We start from the raw sequence: 21,295 nt of genomic DNA, 5'->3' as shown, positions 1-21,295 counted from the left end.
TCCGGATACGCCGCTGCCCTCCCGGAGGCGTTCCGGGAGGGCAGGGCACGGGGAGGGGAGGGGTGGCTCAGCCGTTGCGCGGGCCGGGGAAGGCCGTCGGCCTGGCCTCGTCGCGGAGTGCCGGGCTGCCCGCCGTCGGCTGGGTGGGCATGGAGCGGGCCGCCGGGACTGTCGGGACCGTGGGAAGGCCGCTGTTCACACCGACCGTGCGGGAGCCTGTCGGCTCCGGAGCGCGCTCCGCCTCGGCCGCGGCCGGCTGGGCCGTGGCACGGCGTGCGCCGTAACGGCGGTGGACCGCCTGTTTGGTGACTCCCAGCGCGGAGCCCACCGCGTCCCACGAGAAGCCGAGTGAGCGGTCGAAGTCCACGGCCGCCGTGACCAGTGTCTCGACACTGTCCCGCAGCTCCTGGGCGAGACGTACCGTCGGGGCGGGGGCGCGTCCGTAGACGACGAAGCCCGTGGAGGGGCCGGAGCGGCGCGGGCGGTAGACGTTGCCCAACTGGGCGGTGAGTGTGCGCAGTGCGTCCACCTGCCGGCGGACCCGCTCGATGTCCCGCACCAGCAAGTGCAGGCTGGCCCGAGCCTGGGCGTCGTGGGTTGCGTGGTCGGCCATGAACAAGCCTCTCGAACCGGCGTTGAAAGGAATGGGCCGCGATCGCGGCCCGGTGTGGTCAACTCTGTCTTGACCAACGCGGATCCGCTCCGCGGGTCACGGTGTGGGGGCGTGGAGGCATATGCGTGCGCCCGTTTGCGCGGGGCGTGCGCCTCGGCCTTCGGCCTTCGGCTTTCGTCTCCCACTCGCACCACCCGTGACTCTCCGCCGAGTGGCCTCTCCCGTGGGGGATGAGCGCCGTCGGCGGCTTTCCGCGGCGGGGCTCATAGACTTGTGTGCTGCCCGTCATCGACCCCCGCCCCGAGAGGCCCCCACCACCCCATGAAGCTCGTCTTCGCCGGTACACCCGAGGTCGCCGTTCCCGCTCTGGACGCTCTTCTCGCCTCTGAGCGGCATGAGGTGGCCGCTGTCGTCACGCGGCCCGACGCGCCGGCCGGGCGGGGGCGCAGGCTCGTAGCGTCGCCCGTCGCCGAGCGGGCGGAGGAGGCCGGGATCGAGGTGCTGAAGCCCGCGAAGCCGAAGGACCCCGAGTTCCTGGAGCGGCTGCGGGAGATCGGGCCGGACTGCTGTCCCGTCGTCGCCTACGGCGCGCTGCTGCCCCGGGTCGCCCTCGACGTCCCCGTGCACGGCTGGGTCAATCTGCACTTCTCCCTGCTGCCGGCCTGGCGCGGTGCCGCGCCCGTGCAGCACGCCATCATGGCCGGGGACGAGATCACCGGGGCTTCCACCTTCCTGATCGAGGAGGGGCTCGACTCCGGGCCGGTGTACGGGACGGTCACCGAGGAGATCCGGCCCACCGACACCAGCGGGGATCTGCTGACGCGGCTGGCCTTCGCCGGTGCCGGGCTGCTCGCGGCGACCATGGACGGCATCGAGGACGGCACGCTGAAGGCCGTACCGCAGCCGGCCGAGGGGGTCAGCCTGGCCCCGAAGGTCAACGTCGAGGACGCCCGTGTCGACTGGCACGCTCCCGCGCTGCGCGTCGACCGGATGGTGCGGGGCTGCACCCCGGCTCCCGGCGCCTGGACCACCTTCCGCGGCGAGCGGCTCAAGCTCATCCAGGTCACCCCGGTGCCGGACCGGACGGATCTCGCCCCCGGGCAGATCTCCGCCGGGAAGAACAACGTGTACGTCGGCAGCGGCTCGTACGCCGTCGAGCTGATCTGGGTGCAGGCCCAGGGCAAGAAGCCGATGCGGGCGGCGGACTGGGCGCGCGGGGTGCGGATCGCCGAGGGCGAGCGGCTCGGGGGCTGACGCGGTGACACGTCCGGGGCGGCGTAGGCTGGACGGCGCACTTCTTCTCACACCCGGAGCACCTTTTTCGTGAGCGCCCAGCCCCGTCGGCCCCGTACGTCCGGCAAGCCCTACCGTCGGCCCAAGAAGGACCCCGTCCGCATCCTCGCCTTCGAGGCGCTGAGGGCCGTGGACGAGCGGGACGCCTACGCCAACCTCGTTCTGCCGCCGCTGTTGCGCAAGGCGCGGGAGAAGGAGGGGCCCGAGACGTTCGACACCCGGGACGCGGCGCTCGCCACCGAGCTGGTGTATGGCACGCTGCGGCGACAGGGGACGTACGACGCGGTCATCTCGGCCTGCGTGGACCGGCCGCTGCGGGAGGTCGACCCGCCGGTGCTGGACGTGCTGAGCCTCGGTGCGCATCAGCTGCTCGGGACGCGGATCCCGACCCACGCGGCCGTGTCCGCCACCGTCGAGCTCGCGCGGGTCGTGCTCGGCGACGGGCGGGCCAAGTTCGTCAACGCCGTGCTGCGGAAGGTCGCGCAGCATGATCTGGACGGCTGGCTGGAGCGGATCGCGCCGCCCTACGACGAGGACCCCGAGCACCATCTCGCCGTCGTCCACTCGCATCCGCGGTGGGTCGTGTCGGCGCTGTGGGATTCCCTCGGCGGCGGCCGTGCCGGCATCGAGGACCTGCTGCGTGCCGACAACGAGCGGCCCGAGGTGACCCTGGTGGCGCGGCCCGGGCGGGCCACCGCCGAGGAACTGCTCGAAGAGGACGCCGCCGTGCCGGGCCACTGGTCGCCGTATGCCGTGCGGCTGACCGAGGGCGGTGAGCCGGGCGCCGTCGCGGCCGTGCGGGAGGGACGCGCGGGCGTGCAGGACGAGGGCAGCCAGCTGGTGGCGCTCGCCCTCGCCAACGCGCCGCTGGAGGGGCCCGACCGTCGGTGGCTGGACGGGTGTGCGGGACCCGGCGGCAAGGCCGCGCTGCTCGGTGCCCTCGCGGCCCAGCGGGACGCGATGCTCGTCGCCTCCGAGAAGCAGACCCACCGCGCGGGGCTCGTGGCCAGGGCTCTGGAGGGGAACCCCGGGCCGTACCAGGTGATCGCCGCCGACGGGACCCGTCCGGCCTGGCGGCCCGGCAGCTTCGACCGTGTGCTGGTCGACGTGCCGTGCACCGGGCTCGGTGCCCTGCGGCGCCGCCCTGAGGCACGCTGGCGGCGCAGGCCGGAGGACCTGGAGGGGTTCGCGCCGTTGCAGCGCGGCCTCCTGCGCGCCGCCCTGGAGTCGGTGCGGGTCGGCGGCGTCGTGGGCTACGCGACCTGCTCGCCGCACCTCGCCGAGACCCGGGCCGTGGTCGCCGACGTGCTCAAGCAGCACCCGGACACCGAGCTCCTCGACGCCCGTCCGCTGCTGCCCGGCGTACCGGACCTCGGCGAAGGGCCCGACGTGCAGCTGTGGCCGCATCTGCACGGGACCGACGCGATGTACCTGGCGCTCATCCGCCGGACCGGCTGACTCCCGGTCCGACGCTCGCCCGGGTCGCCGTACCACCGCACACCCGGGTGTCGGCGTCCGGCACGGCGTGCAGTGCGTCCCGGACCAGTGGGCGCGAGCCACCACACACGGCCCGCAGCCGCCGTACAACCGTCCCCCACCCGGGACCGATGGCCACAACCGCCGGAGGGCATGGCAGTCTTAGTTCATGGCCGTGCAGATCAACCCCAGCATCCTGTCCGCCGACTTCGCCCGCCTCGCGGACGAGGCGAAGGCCGTGGAGGGAGCCGACTGGCTCCACGTCGACGTCATGGACAACCATTTCGTCCCGAACCTCACGCTCGGCGTGCCGGTCGTGGAGTCGCTGGCGCGTGCGACGGACACCCCGCTGGACTGCCATCTGATGATCGAGGCCCCTGATCGGTGGGCGCCCCAGTACGTCGAAGCGGGGGCCGGTTCCGTCACCTTCCACGTCGAGGCGGCCGCCGCCCCGGTCCGGCTCGCCCGGGAGATCCGCGCCAAGGGCGCCCGCGCCTCCATGGCACTGAAGCCCGCGACCCCCATCGAGCCGTACGAGGACCTGCTCCCCGAGCTCGACATGCTCCTGATCATGACGGTCGAACCGGGCTTCGGGGGACAGGCCTTCCTCGACATCATGCTTCCGAAGATTCGGCGCACCCGTGAGCTGATCGGCAAGCACGGACTGGAGCTCTGGCTCCAGGTCGACGGCGGAGTCTCCGCTTCCACTATCGAGCGGTGCGCGGACGCGGGAGCCGACGTTTTCGTGGCCGGATCGGCGGTCTACGGGGCAAACGACCCGGCCGAGGCGGTACGTGCACTACGCATGCAGGCCGAGGCGGCCACCGCCAAGGCCTCCTGGGCCTGCGACCACTGAGCCACAGCAAAGTGAACGGCTCTCATCAGGGCTGATCAACCGCGCCGGATCTGCAAGGATGAACGGCGAATCCAGAGTGTGAACAGCAGTGAGGAGATCGCCGTGTCGGGTATGTCGGCGGGCCGGTCAGCCATGCGGATGGGACCCGCTGAGCTGGTGCAGGCGGCGGCCATGGCCCGCCGCTTCTACCTCGAGGGGAAGTCCAAGATCCAGATCGCGGAGGAGTTCGGCGTCAGCCGCTTCAAGGTGGCCCGGGTCCTGGAGACCGCCCTCGAACGGGATCTCGTACGTATCGAGATCCGTGTGCCTGCGGAGCTGGACGCCGAGCGCTCGGACGCGCTCCGCGCCCGTTACGGCCTCAGGCACGCCGTCGTGGTCGAGTCCCCGGCCGAGGCCGAGGAGTCACCCGACCCCGAGAACCTGGGAGAAGTGGCCGCCGACCTGCTCGGCGAGCTGGTCAACGAAGGTGATGTGCTGGGCCTGGCCTGGGGCCGCTCCACCATCCACATGGCGGCGGCGCTCGACCGGCTGCCGCCGTGCACGGTGGTGCAGCTGACGGGCGTGTACGACGCCGGGACCGCCGAGCGAGGCTCCGTCGAGGCGGTACGCCGCGCCGCCCAGGTGTCCGGCGGTGACGCGCACCCCATCTACGCGCCGATGCTGCTGCCCGACGCGGCCACGGCCACGGCATTGCGCAACCAGACGGGGATCGCCCGGGCCTTCGAGCACTTCGACAAGGTCACCGTCGCCTGTGTCTCCATCGGCTCCTGGGAGCCGGGCATCTCCACGGTGCACGACATGCTCTCCGACGAGGAGCGCGCGCACTACGCCTCCCTCGGTGTCGCCGCCGAGATGTCCGCGCACCTCTTCGACGCCGAGGGCCGAAGGGTCGGCCGGGATCTGGGCGAGCGGTGCATCACCGTGAAGGCCGAGCAGCTCCGCCGTATCCCCGAGGTCGTGGCGATCGCGGGCGGGCAGCGCAAGGGACCCGCGATCGACGCGGTGCTGCGGTCCGGGCTCGTCACCAGCCTGGTGACGGACACGTCCGCGGCGGACTACCTGATGACGGCCGGACCGGCCCCGAAGTCGGCGCTCAACCGGTCCGACCCGGACGGAGCCTGACCGGTGGCCGGCCAGGCGTACGACGTGCACGACCAGGCGGGCGGGATCGTGATCGTCCTGGACCTCGACGGGGTCACGGACAAGGCGGGTCTCATGGACCGCTGCGCCCGTGACCTGGCCCTGCCCGACTGGTTCGGACGCAACTGGGACGCACTGGCCGACAGCCTGGCGGACCCCACGGTCTGGCCCGAGGGCGCCGCGGCGAAGGGGCTGCTCATCGTCGTACGCGACTGGCAGCGGTACGCCGAGACGCGTGCGGAGGAGTGGGAGACCCTCCGGGAGGTGCTCGGCGAGGCTGCGCACCGGGTGCCCGCCCTGACCGTCGCGCTGGCCCCGGGCGGCTCCGCCTGAGGTTTGCCGGCCCGCCCGGACAGCTCTTCAGGGCGTCTTCGGCGCGGTCATGCCGTCGAGGAGGAGTTGCAGGATCTGCTGCAGTTCCTCGGCCAGCGGGGTCGTGTTCGGTGACTGGCTGGCCCAGCGGTAGAGCGCGCCGAGGTAGACGTCCCGCAGCACGTTGCCGACACCGATGGGCGACATTCCGGGGTTCAGCTCGCCCTGGACCATCCCGCTGTCGACGATCGAGGCGAACACCTCCGCGACATACGGCTCCTCCAGGATCGGTCGGCCCGCCTTGACCCAGGCGGTGAGCATGGCGGTGGTGAGCCGGGGCTCCTCCTGGTTGATCCGCACGAGGACCGCCATGCACTGCTGGAGCCTGGCGATCGAGCCGGGAGTGAACGCGCCGCTCTCTTCGAGGCCCGTCACGAGTGCGGCACGCCTCCTTTCTCCCCAGGCGCCGATGATGTCTTCCTTGCGCTGGAAGTAGTTGAAGAAGGTGCCACGTGCCACATCGGCCCGCTCCGCGATCTCGTCGATGGATGTCTGGTCGTACCCCTTCTCCACGAAGAGCTCGACCGCGGCCATGTAGAGACGTTCTCTGACCCGTTGCTTGTTGCGCTCCCGGCGGCCGACCGGCGGCGTCGTCGTTGTCGCGCGCGCGTCCATGGGGTCCCCTTCCGTTCGGGTCGCGGCCGTCGTATCCGGCGATAGTTTCTTATACCATGGTGCAAGTTTGTGTGCCGACCCTACTCATGTCTACGGCCGGTCGGCGCGTCGGACCGGGTCAGGCTCTCGCGCAGGCCCGCGACGCTCTCCGTGCCCAGGAGGCCTGGCGGTGATGTCGATGCCGTGCCCGCGGCGCAGGCGCTGCCGCAGTTGGGAGGCCATGAGGGAGTCGAGCCCGAGCTCGCGCAACGACCGGTGCTCGTCGAGGTCCGACGCGGGCATGCCCAGCAGTGCCGCGGAGATCTCGACCAGTGCGTCCGCGGGGTCCTGGAACCGGGGGCGGTCATGCGGGGCGGCCTGCTGGAGTGGGGGTGATGACTCCCGGCCGGGCCGGCGGGCAGCAGGCCGGTGAGGAAGCCGGCCCCCAAGGGTTCCGTGACCTTTCTGACCAGGCTGGTGAGGGGGGCCGCGCACTGCCCGGAGACCGCCGACACGAAGGCGGACACCTGTGCCAGCGGAGTGGTCGCCGGGGATGTACCGGCGAGCCGCCGCAAGCGGATCCCGGAGAACCGGGCCAGGACGCGACGGTCCGGGGCGATCAGGAGGACATCGGCCACCAGCCGGGCTCCGCCGCCCTCCGCGCGCACGCTGCTCACGCTCCAGAACTCCCGCTCGGGCTCGCCATACAGACGCACCGAGTCGAAGGACTCGGGAACGTACGCGGTGCCCTCGCCGGACATGGCCCCCGGCCGGGCCGCGAGGACCGGCTGCAGGCCCCTCTCCCAGCCGGCCCGGGGCAGGGGCTCGGCCGGCCGTACGAGAGCCACGGCTTCGCCGTCGCGCCGCCACAGGTGCGCCACGGCCCGGAACGGCTCCGCGACGTCGTAGCCCTGGCGCCGCGCGAAGTCCGGGAAGTCCTGTGCTCCCAGATACTCCCGGCACCGTGCGAGCGCGGAGTCGAGGGCGTCCGGGTCCACGGGGGCGGCATCGCCGCCGTCCACGACGACGACCCGGGCCGAGGCGCAGTGGACGGGGGCGAGGGCGTCTCCGATCACGGCGTGCACGGTCGCCGGGCGGCCCGGTCCGTCCCCGTCCGGGTGTCCGTCGAGGGCTACCCGGAGGATCGTTTCCCCAGCCGCGTCGAGGGGCACGTACGTGTCGCCCAGCCGCACGTCCCGCAGTTCGAACGAGGTGCCGCGATCCGCCTCTCGCGCCGATTCCAGCAGCGCCTCCAGATACACGACGGGGGGCACGGGTGCGATTCCGCCGACCGCCACGCCGTCACCCCAGTCGTCGGTCGCGGCCCAGGACGCGAGATCCAGCTGCCGGACCCTGGAGGCGGGGGAGCGGTGCCCGCCCACAGGCGCGGCCGCCTCGCGCCGGAACCGGACCGCGTCCCAGGCATAGGTGGGAAGCGAGGGCACGTGCCGAGGGCCGTCGCCGTACCAGCGCAGCCAGTCCACCCGGCCGCCCTGGGCGAAGAGCCAGGCCGCCCGGGCGAGTTCGGCGGTCTCGTCGCACGCGCGGCGCAGGGAGGCCACCGCCGCGGCGCCGGTGTCGCCGCCGCCCAGGGTGTCGTCCACGGCCGCGACGAGGACCGGATGGGGACTGACCTCGAGGAAGACGTGCTCCGCCTCCTGAGCCGCCTTCCGTACGATGTCGGCGAACCGTACGGGGCGGCGCAGGTTGTCCATCCAGTAGGCGGCCGTCAGTTCGAAGCCCTCGATCTCGGATCCGTCGACGGTGGAGACCATGCGCGTGGTGCCGGAGGCGGGGAGAGGCCGGCCAGCTCCCGCAGCAGGTCCTCGCGCAGCGCGTCCATCTGGGGCGAGTGCGAGGCCACGTTCACCTTCACCGCACGGCACAGGACTCCGCTCTCCTCCAGTTCGGCCCGGAGGGCCGCGAGGGGCCCGGGGTCGCCCGCCAGGACGGTGGTGTCGGGGGCGTTCTCGACCGCCACGCACACCGACTCCCCGTGGGGCTCGGCGTACCGCCGTGCCCGGTCGGGCGACAGCTCGACCGCGAGCATGGCGCCCTGCCCCGCCGCGCGCTGCATCAGCCGGCTGCGACGGCAGATCACCGCGGCCGCGTCGTCGAGCGACAGGGCGCCGCAGGCGTGGGCGGCCGCGACCTCTCCCATGCTGTGCCCGATGCACAGACCCGGCTCCACGCCGTGCTCGCGCCAGGCGGCGGCGAGCGCCACCTGTACGGCCCACAGGGCGGGCTGAACGATCGCCACGTCGGTGGGGAACTCGGAGTCGTCGGACATCAGCCGGTCCACGAGGGACCAGCCGAGCTCCCGGCGCACCGCACCGTCGCAGGCGTCCAACGTCCTCCGGAAGGCGGGCGAGGACCGGTACAGTCCCCGGCCCATGCCGGCCCACTGCGCGCCCTGCCCCGAGAAGACGAACGCGACGTCCTTGTCACCCGACAGGCCCGCGTCGGCCGTCCCGCCGTCGGGCAGCGCCTCCCCGGCGGCGAGGGCATACAGCCGCTGCGACAGGGAGTCGTGGTCGTCGCCCACGGCCCACAGCCGGTGGGGGTGGTGGTCGCGCCCGGTGGCCGCCGCGGAGCAGATGTCGCCGAGCCGGTACCTGCGTCCGGCCCCGTGGGGAGCGAGGTAGGCGGCGTAGCGCTCGGCGAGGCGACGGAGGGATCCGGGGGTCCGGGCACTGAGCACGAGCAGATGTGGGCCGGCGTCCGAAGCGGTGCCGTCGGTCTCGGCCGTCTCCGCGGGCGCCGGGGCGGGGATGTGGGCGCCGAGGACCGCGTGGGCGTTCGTGCCGGACAGACCGAAGGAGCTGACGCCGACCAGGGCGCGTGAACCGGCCGCTGCCAGAGGCCGGTTGCGGGTGACCACGCGTACGGGGAAGTCGTCCTGAGCGAGCAGGGCGTGCGGCTCGTCGAGGTGCAGCGACGCGGGAACGACACCGTGCCGCAGTATCAGCGCCGCCTTGAGCAGACCGGCGATGCCGGCCGCGGCCTCGGTGTGGCCGAGGTTGGTCTTGACCGATCCGGTCAGCAGGGGCCGGTCCGTGGGCCGGCCCGCCCCGGCGGCCTCGGCGAGCGCCCGGAGCTCCACTCCGTCACCGACGTTCGTTCCGGTGCCGTGCGCTTCGACGTAGTCGAGTTCGGAGGGCTTGACGCCGGCACTGGCGCAGGCCTCGCGCAGCATGTCGGCCTGGCCGTGCTCGGAGGGGCGGATCAACAGGCCGCTGCCCGCGCCGTCGTTGTTGACCGCGCTGCCGAGCAGCACCGCCCACACGGGGTCGCCGTCGCGGACCGCGTCGTCCAGTCGCTTGAGCACCACCGCGCCCACGCCCTCGCTGCGGACGAACCCGTCGGCGCGTGCGTCGCCGAAGCGGCAGCGACCCCCGGGGGAGAGCATGTCGCCCTGGGAATAGGCGATGGCGTCGTGCGGGGACAGGACGACGTTGACGCCCGCGGCCAGGCACAGGTCGCTCTCGCCGGTGAGCAGGCTCTGCCGTGCCGCGTGCACGGCGACCAGCGACGAGGAGCAGGCCGTGTCCAGTACGACGCTCGGTCCGCGCAGGTCGAGGGCGTAGGAGACGCGGCCGGCGGTGACCGCGCGCAGCCGGCCGCCGACCATGCCGCGGACGTCCGGTTCGTGGGCGCGGGGGTCGGTGTCCGCGTGTTCGGACGTCGCCTGCCCGACGAACACGCCGCCCCGGCTGCCGGCGAGCAGGGAGGGGCGTATCCCGGCCGACTCCAGGGCTTCCCACACCACGTGCAGCAGGAGCCGCTGCTGCGGGTCCATGTCGCGTGCTTCCGCGGGGGAGACGCCGAAGAACGCCGCATCGAATTCGAAGGGGTCGGTGAGGAAGCCGCCGTGCCGGGACACGGTCCGGCCGGGGGTCATGGGGGCGGTGTCGTGGCACGCGCCGACATCGAAGCGGTCGTGGGGGACCGGGGTCACGGTGTCGGTGTTGGCCACGAGGACGTCCCACAGCTCGTCGACACTCCCGATCCCCGGTAACCGGCACCCCATGCCGACGATCGCCACGGGGGCAGGGCTCGAGGGTTCTGGACGCATAAACGACTCCAGGCTTCAGTCGTGGGCGAGTCAGATGATCGATCAAGTCGGGATCCAAAAATACACTCGCGACCATTATTCGCCTGGGATCCCCTCACACTCTTCACGAGAGCTTGGGCCTCGGACCGGCAGAATCGCCCACTTTGAGGTCGCTTGACCTTTCTGCACTCGGGGCAAAAATTTGGACTTGCGTTCATAACTGTGCCTATGTTTATTCTTGCTTCGCAGTTTCCGAAGTTGGTTAGGGGGAGTGCTGTGGACATCACCCAGCTCGTACCGCTCATGGGCGAAGAGGAACTGACGGCCTATCAGTTCCTGGTCGCCTCCGGTGGGGCCAGGCTCGAGAGACTCGCGAGCGGTCTCGGATGGGGCGCCGGCCGGACGGAACGTGTGCTGGCCAGGCTGCGAAAGATGAAGCTGGCCCGATCCAGGGCCGAGGACCGCAGCGACTGGATCGCGGTCGATCCCGAGACCGCCAAGCTCCAGTACGCCGAGCCCCTCTCCGGTGTCATAGACGCCTGGCAGGCCCAGCTGGACGGCATCCGTGAGCAGCTCAACGCACTCTCCAGCCTCAGCGCCGACGGCCCGGAGGGCCCGGGCGCCAGCCCCGTGGTCACGGTCGAGGGGGTCTCCGACATCCGCGAGCTGCTCCAGGGCTGCGCGGCGCGGTGCACCGAGGAGGTGTTCGCCGTGCAGCCCCTGGGACAGGGGGCCCCGGCGCTCGCCCGGGACATGGTCTTTGAGGACTCCGGGCGGATCCCCTCCTCGGTCGGCGTACGAGTGCTGCTCCCGCACCTGTCCCGCTACGACGCGGAGGTGCGCCACTGCGCCGAACGGATCTCGGCGTCGGGTGGCGAGGTGCGGACCACCGCCGCGTCCATACCGCCCCTGATCGTCTTCGACCGCTCCGTGGCGTTCCTGCTGGATGGCGAAGACACCGGCAGGGCCCACATGGTGAAGCACGGGGCCCTGGTCGAGTTCATCGTGCACATGGCCGTGAGCGCCTGGGCGACGAGCGTGGCCTTTGGGCGAACGGGCGGTAGCAACCGCATCCCCGACTGCCTGACCCAGGAGACGAAGACCGCGATCGTCCAGCTGCTCGCGGCGGGTTACAAGGACGAAGTGGTGGCCCGGCGGTTGGGCATCGGGGTGCGGACATGCCGGAAGTACATAGCGGAGATGTTCGGTGATCTGGGCGCGCAGAGCCGCTTCCAGGCCGGGTGGATCGTCCGCGACCACATGCTCGAGTCCGGCTCCGGGATGTCCGCGGCGAATCACCGCGTGGCCTGAGGGGTACGGCCCGTCGGCTCCGGGTGGCCCGTCGGCACCCGGAGCCGTGCCGCGTCCGGGTGCGGCTCAGCGGGCGAGTATCGCGTTCAGGGCGGTCGTGAGGTCGCCCTCCGGATCGTCGGCGGCCCGCTTGCCGCGCCAGGCCACGACGGCGTCCGGTCGGATCAGTGTGGCGCCGGCCGGTTCGACGCCGTACCGGTCGCACCAGGCGTTCTCGCTGTCGGCCAGGCGGTCACCGATCCGGTGCGCGGTGAGAGTGACTCCGAGACTGCGGGCCACCTTCTCCGCGGCGGCGACCCATCCAGGGGCCTCGTGCCCGGCCAGCAGGACGAAGCCGCGACCGAACAGGTCGTGCGTGGAGAACTCCCGTGAGCCGTCGGAGAGAACGACGTGCGGAGCTCGTCCGCCGGGGCGCCCGGTCGGATTCCACGGGTCCTCCTGGAGGCTGCCGTCGTCGTGGGCCTCCGTGTGGACCGCCGGTGAGTGATAACGGAAGCCCAGGTATTCCTTGGGCTTGGGAATGGGCGCGTGCGGATCGGCGGGGTTGTAACTCGCGGGGACCCGGCCCTCGGAGATCTTCGCCAGTTCCAGCTCGCGCTCCAAGGTGATGCTGACGACCGGACGGCGCTCGCTCTCGTAGGTGTCGAGCAGACCGGGCCCGGCCTGTCCGGTGAGCACCAGGGAAAGCCGCCAGGACAGGTCGTAGGCGTCCTGGATGGCGAGGTTGCCGCCCTGTCCTCCGTTCGGCGGGCAGGCGTGCGCGGCGTCCCCGGCGAGGAAGGCGCGGCCCTCGCGGAAACGCTCGGCCATCTTGTGGTTGATGGGGAAGAAGCGGGCGTTGACGAAGGTGACGTCGATCTCGGGATCTCCGATGGCGGCGCGGATCCGCTCCAGGCAGCGCTCCGGGGTGAAGTCCTCCGGCGTCTCGCCCCGCTCGGGGAAGTAGTCGACCCACAGGGTGTGCCGCTCCGAGCCGTCCAGGATGAAACTCGACCCGCTGCCGGGCATGCCGATGACCTCGACCGCGCCCTTCTCCACGTACCGGGTCAGGTCGGCCTCGAACGTGATGATGTACATGTGGCCGATGGTTCCGCCGCCGTGGACGGGAATGCCGAGCATGTCGCGGATCCCGCTGGTGTTTCCGTCGGCTGCGACCAGGTAGTCCGCCTCGACCGTGTACGCGCGGCCGGTGGACACCTCCCGCAGCGTCGCGGTGACCTTCTCCTCGTCCTGGGTGAGGGAAACCAGCTCCGTGCCGAGACGCAGGTTTGCGCCGGCCTCCTCGGCGCTGACCCGGAGGATGTTCTCGACCTGGGCCTGCGACACCCAGGCCAGCGGAGGAACCGAGGACAGCGCCTGCGGGTCGGGCTGTCCCGCCTCGGGGTCGAGGAAGGTCCGCTGCGGATCGGCCAGGGAGACGCCGTGGCTCATGCGGGGCCACTGCGCCTCGCCCAGGGCGGCACGCAGGCGCCGGGCCACGCCGGGCAGCGTGTTGAGCAGTTCCTGGGAACGCGTGTTCAGGCCCCATGCCTTCGGCAGGGTCGAGGCATGCGGCCGGCGCTCCACCAGCAGGGGACGCACGCCGCGGGCTGCGAGGCTCACAGCGGTGGTGAGCCCGGTGTAGGCGCCACCGACGACGAGTACGGGAACTCGCTCAACGGACATGGAAATCGCCTCCGTTACGAGGTTGAGGCCGAATGCGGTGAAAGACTGCGGGAATCCGCCGCCACCAGATTGCCGTTCCGGGTGAGCGATCGGCCATCACCGCCGAATGCAGCAAGTTGTGGTGCAGCTTGCTGCACATCCGAAACACTGTTTCCGCCTTGCGAGTGCGGATGCGATCGCAGATTCTGCTGCCGTCGTGGCATCTCCGCCCGGCATATCAATCCGTCGTGTCCGCCTTGGAAAGGAATGCATGAGCGCGTCCGCCCCGCACACATCGGCGTCCATCGCCCGGATACCGGGTTCGAAGAGTTTGACCAATAGAGCGCTCCTGTTGGCCACCGCCGCCGGCGGCGTCAGCCGCGTTCGGAATCCGCTCGTCAGTGACGACACCGTGGCGTTCCGGGAAGCCGTGGAGGCACTGGGCGCGCGGGTCGAAAACTGCTTGCCTGACGCCTGGGACGTGGTCGGGGTCGGGAAGGGTCCCGTCGGTACGGCCCGGTTGTGGTGTGCGGACGCCGGCACTGCGGGCCGGTTCCTTCCGCCCTTCGCCGCGACCGGGCACGGCACCTTTCTCGTCGACGGCTCCGCGCAGTTGCGCGCGCGTCCGCAGAGGGCGTTGTTCGACGCGCTTTCCCGGATCGGGGTGCGGGCCGGCGCTGGCCCGGGCGGCGGCCTGCCCTTGATCATCCTGGCCGACGGCCTGGACGGCGGTGAGGTCACGGTGGACTCGTCGATGAGCAGCCAGTACCTCAGCGGCCTGTTGATGGCGGCGCCCCTGATGCGCCGTGGACTCGTGGTGAGGGGAGGGCGGTTGGTCAGCCGCCCCTACATCGCCATGACGGTGTCCCTGATGCGCCGTTTCGGCGCGCGGGTCCGGGAGCGGGACGACGGCGGCTTCGCGGCCGAACCCGGCGCGTACACGGCGACCGACGTGGCGATCGAGCCGGACGCGTCGACCGCCTCGTACTTCTTCGCCGCCGCTGCCGTGACCGGGCAGTCCGTGACGGTGCCCGGCCTGAGCGCCGACAGCCTGCAGGGCGACCTGCGATTCGCCGAGGTTCTGGCGCGGGCCGGTGCCCGGGTGGACGTGGGCCGGGCCGCGACCACGGTGACCGGCGGCGACGGGCTGCGTGGTGGATTCACCGTCGACATGGGCGAGATCTCCGACACGTTCATGACCCTCGCCGCCGTCGCACCGCTGGCGGACGCCCCCGTCACCATCCGGGGGATCGGCCACGCGCGGCTCAAGGAGTCCGACCGGATCGCGGCGGTCGTCGCCAATCTGACGGCGTGCGGAGTCGCGACACGGGAGGGCGCCGACAGCGTCACCATCCACCCGGGGCCACTCCGGCCCGCGCGCATCTCCTGCGGCCGGGACCACCGGATCGCCATGGCGTTCTCGGTGCTCGGACTCGCGGCCCCCGGGACCGTCACCCTCGACGATCCGACGTGCGTCGCCAAGACGTTCCCGGGCTTCCACGACGAGATGCGACGCCTCTTCCCCCGATACGAACACCCCGTCGGCACGGCCGGCATGACGAAGGAGCACCGTTGAGCAGGTTGCGCTGGCTGACCGCGGGGGAATCCCACGGTCCCGCACTCGTCGCGACGCTGGAGGGTCTTCCCGCCGGCGTGCCGATCACCACGGACATGGTGGCGGACCATCTCGCGAGGCGGCGCCTGGGCTATGGGCGCGGTGCCCGGATGAAGTTCGAGCGTGACGAGATCACCTTCCTCGGCGGCGTCCGGCAGGGCCTCAGCCTCGGCTCCCCGGTCGCGATCATGGTGGGCAACACCGAGTGGCCGAAGTGGGAACAGGTCATGGCGGCCGACCCGGTCGACCCGGAGATCCTCGACGGCCTCGCCCGCAACGCCCCGCTGACCCGGCCGCGGCCCGGCCACGCCGACCTCGCCGGCATGCAGAAGTACGGTTTCGACGAGGCCCGGCCGATCCTGGAGCGGGCTTCGGCGCGTGAGACGGCTGCTCGGGTGGCGTCGGGGGCGGTGGCCAGGTCGTACCTGAAGGAGACGACGGGCGTCGAGATCGTCAGCCACGTTGTCGAGCTGGCCGCGGCGAAGGCGCCGCGGGGTGTGTACCCGACTCCGGCCGATGTGGAGAGGCTGGACGCGGACCCGGTGCGCTGTCTGGACGCGGATGCGTCGAAGGCGATGGTCGCGGAGATCGATCAGGCCCACAAGGACGGTGACACTCTCGGCGGTGTGGTGGAGATCCTGGCGTACGGGGTTCCGGTGGGGCTTGGTTCGCATGTGCACTGGGACCGTAAGCTGGACGCCCGGCTCGCCGGTGCGCTCATGGGTATCCAGGCGATCAAGGGCGTCGAGATCGGTGACGGTTTCGAGCTGGCGCGGGCGCCCGGTTCCAAGGCGCACGACGAGATCGTGAAGACTGGTGAGGGTATCCGGCGTGCCTCCGGCCGTTCGGGTGGCACTGAGGGCGGTCTGACCACGGGTGAGCTGCTGCGGGTCCGTGCCGCGATGAAGCCGATCGCGACCGTGCCGCGGGCTCTGCAGACCGTGGACGTCACCACGGGAGAGGCGACGCAGGCTCATCACCAGCGCTCCGATGTGTCCGCGGTGCCGGCCGCGGGCATCGTCGCCGAGGCGATGGTGGCGCTGGTGCTGGCGGATGCGGTGGCGGAGAAGTTCGGCGGCGACTCGGTGGCCGAGACCCGCCGCAACGTCATGTCGTACTTCGACAACCTCGCCATCCGATGAGCGGCCCGCTGGTGGTCCTGGTCGGCCCGATGGGCGTGGGCAAGTCCACCGTCGGGCGGCTGCTGGCCGAGCGTCTTGGCGTCTCCTACCGGGACACCGACGACGACATCGTCGCCGATCAGGGCAGGACCATCGCCGAAATCTTCGTCGACGACGGCGAGTCGGCCTTCCGGGCGATCGAGAAGCGGGCGGTGCGGCGGGCGCTCGCCGAGCACGACGGTGTGCTGGCCCTGGGCGGCGGCGCGATCCTCGACGCCGGCACGCGGGCGCTGCTCGCCGGGCAGCGGGTGGCGTACCTGTCGATGGACGTCGAGGAGGCGGTCAAGCGCACCGGCCTCAACACGGCCCGGCCGCTGCTCACGGTCAACCCCCATGAGCGCTGGCGGCAGTTGGCCGAGGCACGGCGGCATCTCTACGAGGAGGTCGCCACGGCCGTCGTACCCACCGACGGCCAGACGCCCGGGGGCGTTGCTCAAGCGGTCCTGGAGACCTTGGAGTTGCAGCAGGCATGACGACGGCCCCGGGGGGTGTGCCGGGCCCGGCCCGGTACACCCCCCGGGGCGTTGTGCTCAGCGGCGCGGCAGCAGGGCCGCGGCGCCCAGGGCGTTGGCCACCAGCAGGGCGGCGGCAAGCAGCAGGCTCTCCCGCATGCCCGGCGCGAAGTCCCCGGCCAGCAGCGCGCCGAAGACGGCGATGCTGAGTGCCCCGCCCGTCTGGCGGCTGGTGTTGAGCAGCGCTGCCGCCGTTCCCGCTCGTGCTGCGGCGACACTGTCGAGCATCAGGGTGGTCAGCGCCGGCATGGCGAGGGCGCCCCCGATGCCCAGCGGGATCATCAGCGCGGCGGTCATCCACGGAGGTGTCCCGATCGTGACGGCGGCGAGTCCCGCGCAGCCCACCATGCCGGTCAGCAATCCGGCGACGACCACCTTCCGCGGGCCGTAGCGGGACACCGCCTTCGGCGAGGCGTAGTTGAAGAACGCCGTGATCACCGCCATCGGCACGAACATCAGCCCGGCGGAGAACGCCGACTGCCCGCGCTGCTCCTGGAAGAAGAGGCTCAGCACGAACACCCCGCCGTAGAACGCCGCGTTGCAGGCGAAGCCCGCGACGACCGGCACGCTCACCCCGCGCTGCCGGAACAGCGACAGCGGCAGCATCGGCGCCTTCCGCCGGGTCTCGACGGCCACGAAGGCGGCCCCGGCCAGTACGGCGATCGCGGTCGCCGCCACAACCGTGCCGGTGAAGCCGTGGTGCCCGCCCTCGATCACGGCGAACGTCAGCGCCGCCAGTGCCAGTACGGCGGTCAGCTGCCCCGGCAGGTCGAACACGGCAGGATGGCGGGGGGAGCGCGCCGCCCGCATCAGCGTCAGGAACCCGGCGAGACCCGCCGGCACGTTGAGCCAGAACACGGCACGCCAGCTCCACTCCGTGGTGAGCAGCCCGCCCAGCACGGGCCCCGCGGCGATGGCCACCGCACCGCCGACCGTCCACAGGGCGATACCGCGCGCCCGCTTGTCCGGGTCGGGGAAGGCCTGCCTGATCAGCGCCAGCGAGGAGGGCACCATCACCGCCGCGGCGCCGCCCTGCAGCACCCGGGCCGCCGTCAGCGTGCCGAGCGTCGGCGCCACCGCGCAGGCAAGGGAGGCCAGGGTGAAGAGGCCGACCCCCCAGCCGTACGCGCGCCGCGCGCCGACCCGGTCCGAGAGTGAACCGGCCGACAGCATCAGCGCCGCGAACATCAGGGTGTAAGCGTCCGCGACCCACTGGAGCCCGGACAGTGACCCGCCGAGGTCGTTGCCCACGGCGGGCAGGGCGACATTGACGCCGGAGACGTCGAGTGTGATCACGAAGAACCCGAGGACTGCGGCGGCGAGAGCGGCGGTGGCCGAGCCCGCCGGTTCCAGCTCACCCCGGAGTCCCGTGCTCCCGTCGGTGTCCTCTCCTGTCCCGGACCGCGTCGCGCTCATCGTGCACTGCTCCTCTCGTTGTGCCGTCCCTGCCGGGACGCGTCTGTGTGGCGTCCCTGCCGGGACATGAAATCGAACGGGTCATCGAATGCCGGATGTCGACCGCGCCCCTACCCGACCAGCGTGCCCGGCTCACCAGGTCCCCGGCAGACCGAGCCGTGCGGGGGCGTGCTGTGCCTGACCCTGATACGGCCCCCCTGTGCGGGTGACCACTTGCGACAATGGGCGGATGAGTGAAGGTACGGAACTGGGACGTTTTCTCCGTGCTCGCCGCGGCCGGATCCGCCCGCAGGACGTGGGCCTGCCCGCCGGCACCGGTATCCGCCGCACTCCCGGGCTGCGCAGAGAGGAACTCGCGGCGGTGGCCGGGGTCAGCGTCGGCTACCTCACGCGACTGGAGCGAGGCATCGAGACCCGGCCCTCGCCCGCAGTCGTCACCGCGCTCGGCGAGGCACTCCAGCTCTCGCCAGAGGCGATGAACCGGCTGCACGAACTGGTCGCGCTCGCCTCGGGCCAGATGCCGGCGCCGTCCCCCGGCCCGGCGCGTACGGTGCGGGACTCGGTCCTCAACCTGCTGGAGAACCTGCGCCCCTCGCCGGCGTACGCGGTCAGCCGCGCCAACGACCTGCTGGCCGCCAACCGGCCCGGGCTGCGTCTCTTCCCCGGCATCACGGACTGGCCGCAGGAGCGCCGCAACGTCACCCGCTACCTGTTCCTGCACCCCATGGCGCGCCGGCTGTACCGGGACTGGGAGAAGATGGCGGCGCACAGTGCGGCGCACCTGCGTGCGACGGCGGGCGCCGACCCGGACGTTCCTGAGCTGGCCCAGCTGGTCGGCGAACTCGTGGTGAAGAGCCCGGAGTTCGCCCGGCTCTGGGAGCGCTACGACGTACAGGCGCGGGGAGGTGGCCAGAAGCACTTCCAGCACCCGGAGGTCGGCTCGATGCGCCTCGACTACGAGGTGTTGGTGATCTCCCGCACGGACGGGCAACGCCTCGTCACGTATCAGGCCACGCCAGGCACCCCGGACCACGACGCGATGCTGCTGCTGGACATGGCCAGCCCCCGGGAGTCCGAGCTCCCCCACGAGGTCTAGGGCTTGTCCAAAGTGATGCGGTATGTCTCGTGCGGGGTCTGGATGTCGTAGCACGACAGCTCACCACTGGCTCCGCGGTAGGCGCCGGTTCCCCCGGTGACGGCCATCCGCACGGTGTCGTCGCCCTTGGTCCACAGTGACTGGGCGGTTATCTGGCCGTCCGGCAGCTGGACCGACAGCACGCAGCTGGTGGTGATCTTCTCGCCGGCCAGCTGGGTCACCTGGCAGGAACTGCCGTCCCTCCCGACCTGCTTCCCGTCCTGGTAGAGCTTGTCGGCGTAGATGAACTCGTCGCCGACGCTGAGCCCGTGCTCGCCGACATCGGTCTTCACAACCCCATCGTTGCCGACGTCCAGGTCGATGACCTTCCCGGTCCCGGCGTGCGCCGGAGCGGTGGGCAGAGCGGTCGCGCCCAGGGCCAGGGCGGCGGTCCCGGCCGCGCTGAGCAGGGCGAACTTCTTCTTCGGCATGCGATGCAACTCCTTGGTCGCGCACCACGCGCGGCGCGGTGCCTTGCTTGCTTCAAGCGATGTCGGCGAAGCCGGCGGCACGCCGCAGCGCTCCGCTCTCGATCAGGCCGGACACCGCCTCGATGTCCTCGTCCAGCCGGCGATCACGGGTGACGAAGGCGCTGTGCTCCCGGATGAGCCCGTGCACCGCGCGGACGGCCGGTGAGGCCTTCTCGGCGCCTCGCAGGTCGATCGCCTGGGCGAGGGCCAGCAGATGGATGGCCGCGACCTCGCGCACCAGGCCGTTGACGGTGCGCGCGTCCCGGGCCGAGATGGTGCCCATGCTGACGATGTCCTGGTTGTGGGCCTCCGTTGACCGCGAGAACACCGACGCGGGCCCCGTCTGTTTGAGGGCTTCGGCGGTGACGGCCGAGGCCGCTATCTGCATCCCCTTGAACCCGTGGTGCAGCCCCGCCCCCGGATCGTCCGCACCACGCGGGACGACCAGGTTGGGCGGCAGCCCCTGGTTGAACTTCTCGTCCACGACGAGGGCGAGCTGCCGGTCGAGCAGGTTGGCCAGGCCGGCCACCGACGTCTTCAGACTGTCCATGGCCTGCCCGACATGGCCCGCGTAGAAGTTCCCGCCGAGGTGCAGCCCGGATTCGTCGACGTCGAACAGGGGATTGTCGGTGGCGGAGTTGATTTCGGTGGTGAGCCAGTTCTCCGCCCAGTCGAGCGTGTCCCGGGCGATGCCGATGACCTGCGGGGCGCAGCGCACCGAGTACGTGTCCTGGATCTTCTCGTTCAGCTGGAGGTAACTCCGCCCGGCCAGTTTCTCGCGGCGCACCAGGATGTCGTCGAAGGACGTGGCGAGCCGCGACCCCGCGAGCAGGGTCCGGACGACCTCGGCCGACCGGACCTGGCCGGGGTGCGGTTTCGCGGCGTGGACGAAGGGGTGCAGCGCGGACGCGTTGCCGTGCTGTGCCTCCAGCGTCATGGCCGTCGCGAGTTCGGCCACGAAGGCCAGCTCCCGGGCGTCCCAGGCGGCGAGGACCGCGTACGCGGCGGCGAAGGACGTGCCGTTGATCAGCGCGATGCCCTCCTTGGGCGCGAGCCGCACCGGTTCGATGCCCTCCTCGCGCAGGGCGTCCACAGCCGGTCGTACGGTGCCCCGGTGCAGGACCTGTCCCTCGCCGATCAGCGCCGCCGCCAGGTAGCACAGCGGCACCAGATCACCGCTGGCACCCACCGAACCGCGTTCGGGGATCAGCGGGAGGATGTCCCGGTCCAGGCACTCGAGCAGCGCCGACACGGTCTGCGGCCGGATCGCCGAGGACCCCTTGGCCAGCGCGTTGGCTCTGATGATCATGGCCGCCCGGGCGACCGCGGGCACGGCCGCCGGTCCCACGCCGTTGAGGTGGTAGAGCACGAGGTTGCGCTGGAGCTCGTGCGCCTTGTCCGGTGAGATCTGCCGGACGCAGCTGTCCCCGAAGCCCGTGGTCACCGCGTAGATGGGCACTTCCCGGGCCAGCAGCGACTCCTTGAGCGCGACGGAGGCCCGCATCCGCTCGACGGCCTCCGCGCCGAGCGTCACCCGGGTGCCGTCACCGCCCCGGCGCGCGGCCGCGGCGACCGTGCGGGGCGAGGCCGGCTCCGTCGAGTTCGACGTACCC

The 21,295-nt window shown here is 71.7% G+C and carries 18 protein-coding genes; 10 read left to right on the top strand and 8 right to left on the bottom strand.

The features are described 5' to 3' along the window. Positions 1–67: 67 nt before the first annotated feature. Entirely contained in the window at positions 68–613 is a 546-nt protein-coding gene (locus tag V8690_RS06815; protein WP_338776470.1) for a hypothetical protein, read from the bottom strand. A 321-nt stretch (positions 614–934) separates the two neighbouring features. On the opposite strand from V8690_RS06815, the gene fmt reads away from it, so the two are divergent. The 5 genes from fmt (at position 935) to V8690_RS06790 (ending at position 5,711) form a co-directional block, all read left to right on the top strand. Then, entirely contained in the window at positions 935–1,867 is a 933-nt protein-coding gene (gene fmt, locus V8690_RS06810; RefSeq protein ID WP_338776468.1) for a methionyl-tRNA formyltransferase, read from the top strand. A gap of 69 nt (positions 1,868–1,936) precedes the next feature. After that, entirely contained in the window at positions 1,937–3,364 is a 1,428-nt protein-coding gene (locus V8690_RS06805; protein ID WP_338776466.1) for a transcription antitermination factor NusB, read from the top strand. A gap of 187 nt (positions 3,365–3,551) precedes the next feature. Beyond that, a complete protein-coding gene (gene rpe, locus V8690_RS06800) occupies positions 3,552–4,238 on the top strand; it encodes a ribulose-phosphate 3-epimerase (protein WP_338776464.1) in 687 nt (228 codons plus the stop codon). Between the two features lie 78 nt (positions 4,239–4,316). Further along, positions 4,317–5,360, top strand: coding sequence for a sugar-binding domain-containing protein (locus V8690_RS06795; protein ID WP_338776462.1), 1,044 nt, complete (start codon positions 4,317–4,319; stop codon positions 5,358–5,360). A 3-nt stretch (positions 5,361–5,363) separates the two neighbouring features. Continuing rightward, positions 5,364–5,711, top strand: a complete 348-nt coding sequence (locus V8690_RS06790; protein ID WP_338776460.1) for a barstar family protein — start codon at positions 5,364–5,366, stop codon at positions 5,709–5,711. A gap of 27 nt (positions 5,712–5,738) precedes the next feature. Here the strand turns inward: V8690_RS06790 and V8690_RS06785 are convergent, their stop codons facing one another. The 3 genes from V8690_RS06785 to V8690_RS06775 form a co-directional block, all read right to left on the bottom strand. Then, on the bottom strand, positions 5,739–6,365 hold the full coding sequence (locus V8690_RS06785; RefSeq protein ID WP_338776458.1) for a TetR/AcrR family transcriptional regulator: 627 nt from the start codon (positions 6,363–6,365) through the stop codon (positions 5,739–5,741). Between the two features lie 80 nt (positions 6,366–6,445). After that, a complete protein-coding gene (locus tag V8690_RS06780; protein ID WP_338776456.1) occupies positions 6,446–8,119 on the bottom strand; it encodes a polyketide synthase dehydratase domain-containing protein in 1,674 nt (557 codons plus the stop codon). Next, positions 8,074–10,419, bottom strand: a complete 2,346-nt coding sequence (locus V8690_RS06775; RefSeq protein WP_338776455.1) for a type I polyketide synthase — start codon at positions 10,417–10,419, stop codon at positions 8,074–8,076. Before V8690_RS06775 ends, V8690_RS06780 begins: the two co-directional genes overlap by 46 nt. A gap of 255 nt (positions 10,420–10,674) precedes the next feature. Between V8690_RS06775 and V8690_RS06770 the strand changes: the two genes are divergently transcribed. Next, on the top strand, positions 10,675–11,709 hold the full coding sequence (locus tag V8690_RS06770) for a hypothetical protein (protein WP_338776454.1): 1,035 nt from the start codon (positions 10,675–10,677) through the stop codon (positions 11,707–11,709). Between the two features lie 66 nt (positions 11,710–11,775). Here the strand turns inward: V8690_RS06770 and V8690_RS06765 are convergent, their stop codons facing one another. After that, entirely contained in the window at positions 11,776–13,374 is a 1,599-nt protein-coding gene (locus tag V8690_RS06765; RefSeq protein WP_338776452.1) for an FAD-dependent monooxygenase, read from the bottom strand. Positions 13,375–13,624: 250 nt separating this feature from the next. On the opposite strand from V8690_RS06765, the gene aroA reads away from it, so the two are divergent. From aroA to V8690_RS06750, 3 genes are read left to right on the top strand one after another with little or no spacing between them, the layout of a single operon-like run. Continuing rightward, positions 13,625–14,929: a 3-phosphoshikimate 1-carboxyvinyltransferase gene (gene aroA / locus V8690_RS06760; protein WP_338776450.1), complete on the top strand. Its 1,305-nt coding sequence runs from the start codon at positions 13,625–13,627 to the stop codon at positions 14,927–14,929. Next, complete coding sequence (gene aroC, locus V8690_RS06755) at positions 14,926–16,110, top strand: chorismate synthase (RefSeq protein ID WP_338776448.1); 1,185 nt, start codon at positions 14,926–14,928, stop codon at positions 16,108–16,110. Before aroA ends, aroC begins: the two co-directional genes overlap by 4 nt. Then, a complete protein-coding gene (locus V8690_RS06750) occupies positions 16,107–16,622 on the top strand; it encodes a shikimate kinase (protein WP_338776446.1) in 516 nt (171 codons plus the stop codon). The genes aroC and V8690_RS06750 overlap by 4 nt, the downstream gene beginning before the upstream one ends. 57 nt (positions 16,623–16,679) lie before the next feature. Here V8690_RS06750 and V8690_RS06745 read toward each other — a convergent pair whose 3' ends face one another. After that, positions 16,680–18,077: an MFS transporter gene (locus tag V8690_RS06745; RefSeq protein ID WP_338776445.1), complete on the bottom strand. Its 1,398-nt coding sequence runs from the start codon at positions 18,075–18,077 to the stop codon at positions 16,680–16,682. A 229-nt stretch (positions 18,078–18,306) separates the two neighbouring features. Here V8690_RS06745 and V8690_RS06740 point away from each other — a divergent pair, with 229 nt between their 5' ends. Further along, positions 18,307–19,173: a helix-turn-helix transcriptional regulator gene (locus tag V8690_RS06740; RefSeq protein WP_338776443.1), complete on the top strand. Its 867-nt coding sequence runs from the start codon at positions 18,307–18,309 to the stop codon at positions 19,171–19,173. On the opposite strand, the gene V8690_RS06735 is transcribed toward V8690_RS06740, so the two are convergent. Then, complete coding sequence (locus tag V8690_RS06735) at positions 19,170–19,643, bottom strand: hypothetical protein (RefSeq protein ID WP_338776442.1); 474 nt, start codon at positions 19,641–19,643, stop codon at positions 19,170–19,172. The genes V8690_RS06740 and V8690_RS06735 overlap by 4 nt on opposite strands. Positions 19,644–19,695: 52 nt before the next feature. Further along, positions 19,696–21,216, bottom strand: coding sequence for an aromatic amino acid ammonia-lyase (locus tag V8690_RS06730; RefSeq protein WP_338776441.1), 1,521 nt, complete (start codon positions 21,214–21,216; stop codon positions 19,696–19,698). Positions 21,217–21,295 lie beyond the last annotated feature (79 nt).

Source organism: Streptomyces sp. DG1A-41 (genome assembly GCF_037055355.1).
Lineage (GTDB): Bacteria > Actinomycetota > Actinomycetes > Streptomycetales > Streptomycetaceae > Streptomyces.
The sequence above is the reverse complement of the archived record's forward strand: the minus strand, read 5'-3'. Positions and strand labels throughout refer to the sequence as shown.

Bases quoted from the DNA above. Each gene is read 5' to 3' on its own strand.
- V8690_RS06745 (WP_338776445.1), bottom strand. From the start codon at position 18,077: ATGAGCGCGACGCGGTCCGGGACAGGAGAGGACACCGACGGGAGCACG.
- V8690_RS06765 (WP_338776452.1), bottom strand. From the start codon at position 13,374: ATGTCCGTTGAGCGAGTTCCCGTACTCGTCGTCGGTGGCGCCTACACC.
- V8690_RS06815 (WP_338776470.1), bottom strand. From the start codon at position 613: ATGGCCGACCACGCAACCCACGACGCCCAGGCTCGGGCCAGCCTGCAC.
- V8690_RS06750 (WP_338776446.1), top strand. From the start codon at position 16,107: ATGAGCGGCCCGCTGGTGGTCCTGGTCGGCCCGATGGGCGTGGGCAAG.
- fmt (WP_338776468.1), top strand. From the start codon at position 935: ATGAAGCTCGTCTTCGCCGGTACACCCGAGGTCGCCGTTCCCGCTCTG.
- V8690_RS06735 (WP_338776442.1), bottom strand. From the start codon at position 19,643: ATGCCGAAGAAGAAGTTCGCCCTGCTCAGCGCGGCCGGGACCGCCGCC.
- V8690_RS06785 (WP_338776458.1), bottom strand. From the start codon at position 6,365: ATGGACGCGCGCGCGACAACGACGACGCCGCCGGTCGGCCGCCGGGAG.
- V8690_RS06775 (WP_338776455.1), bottom strand. From the start codon at position 10,419: ATGCGTCCAGAACCCTCGAGCCCTGCCCCCGTGGCGATCGTCGGCATG.
- V8690_RS06740 (WP_338776443.1), top strand. From the start codon at position 18,307: ATGAGTGAAGGTACGGAACTGGGACGTTTTCTCCGTGCTCGCCGCGGC.
- rpe (WP_338776464.1), top strand. From the start codon at position 3,552: ATGGCCGTGCAGATCAACCCCAGCATCCTGTCCGCCGACTTCGCCCGC.
- V8690_RS06780 (WP_338776456.1), bottom strand. From the start codon at position 8,119: ATGGTCTCCACCGTCGACGGATCCGAGATCGAGGGCTTCGAACTGACG.
- aroA (WP_338776450.1), top strand. From the start codon at position 13,625: ATGAGCGCGTCCGCCCCGCACACATCGGCGTCCATCGCCCGGATACCG.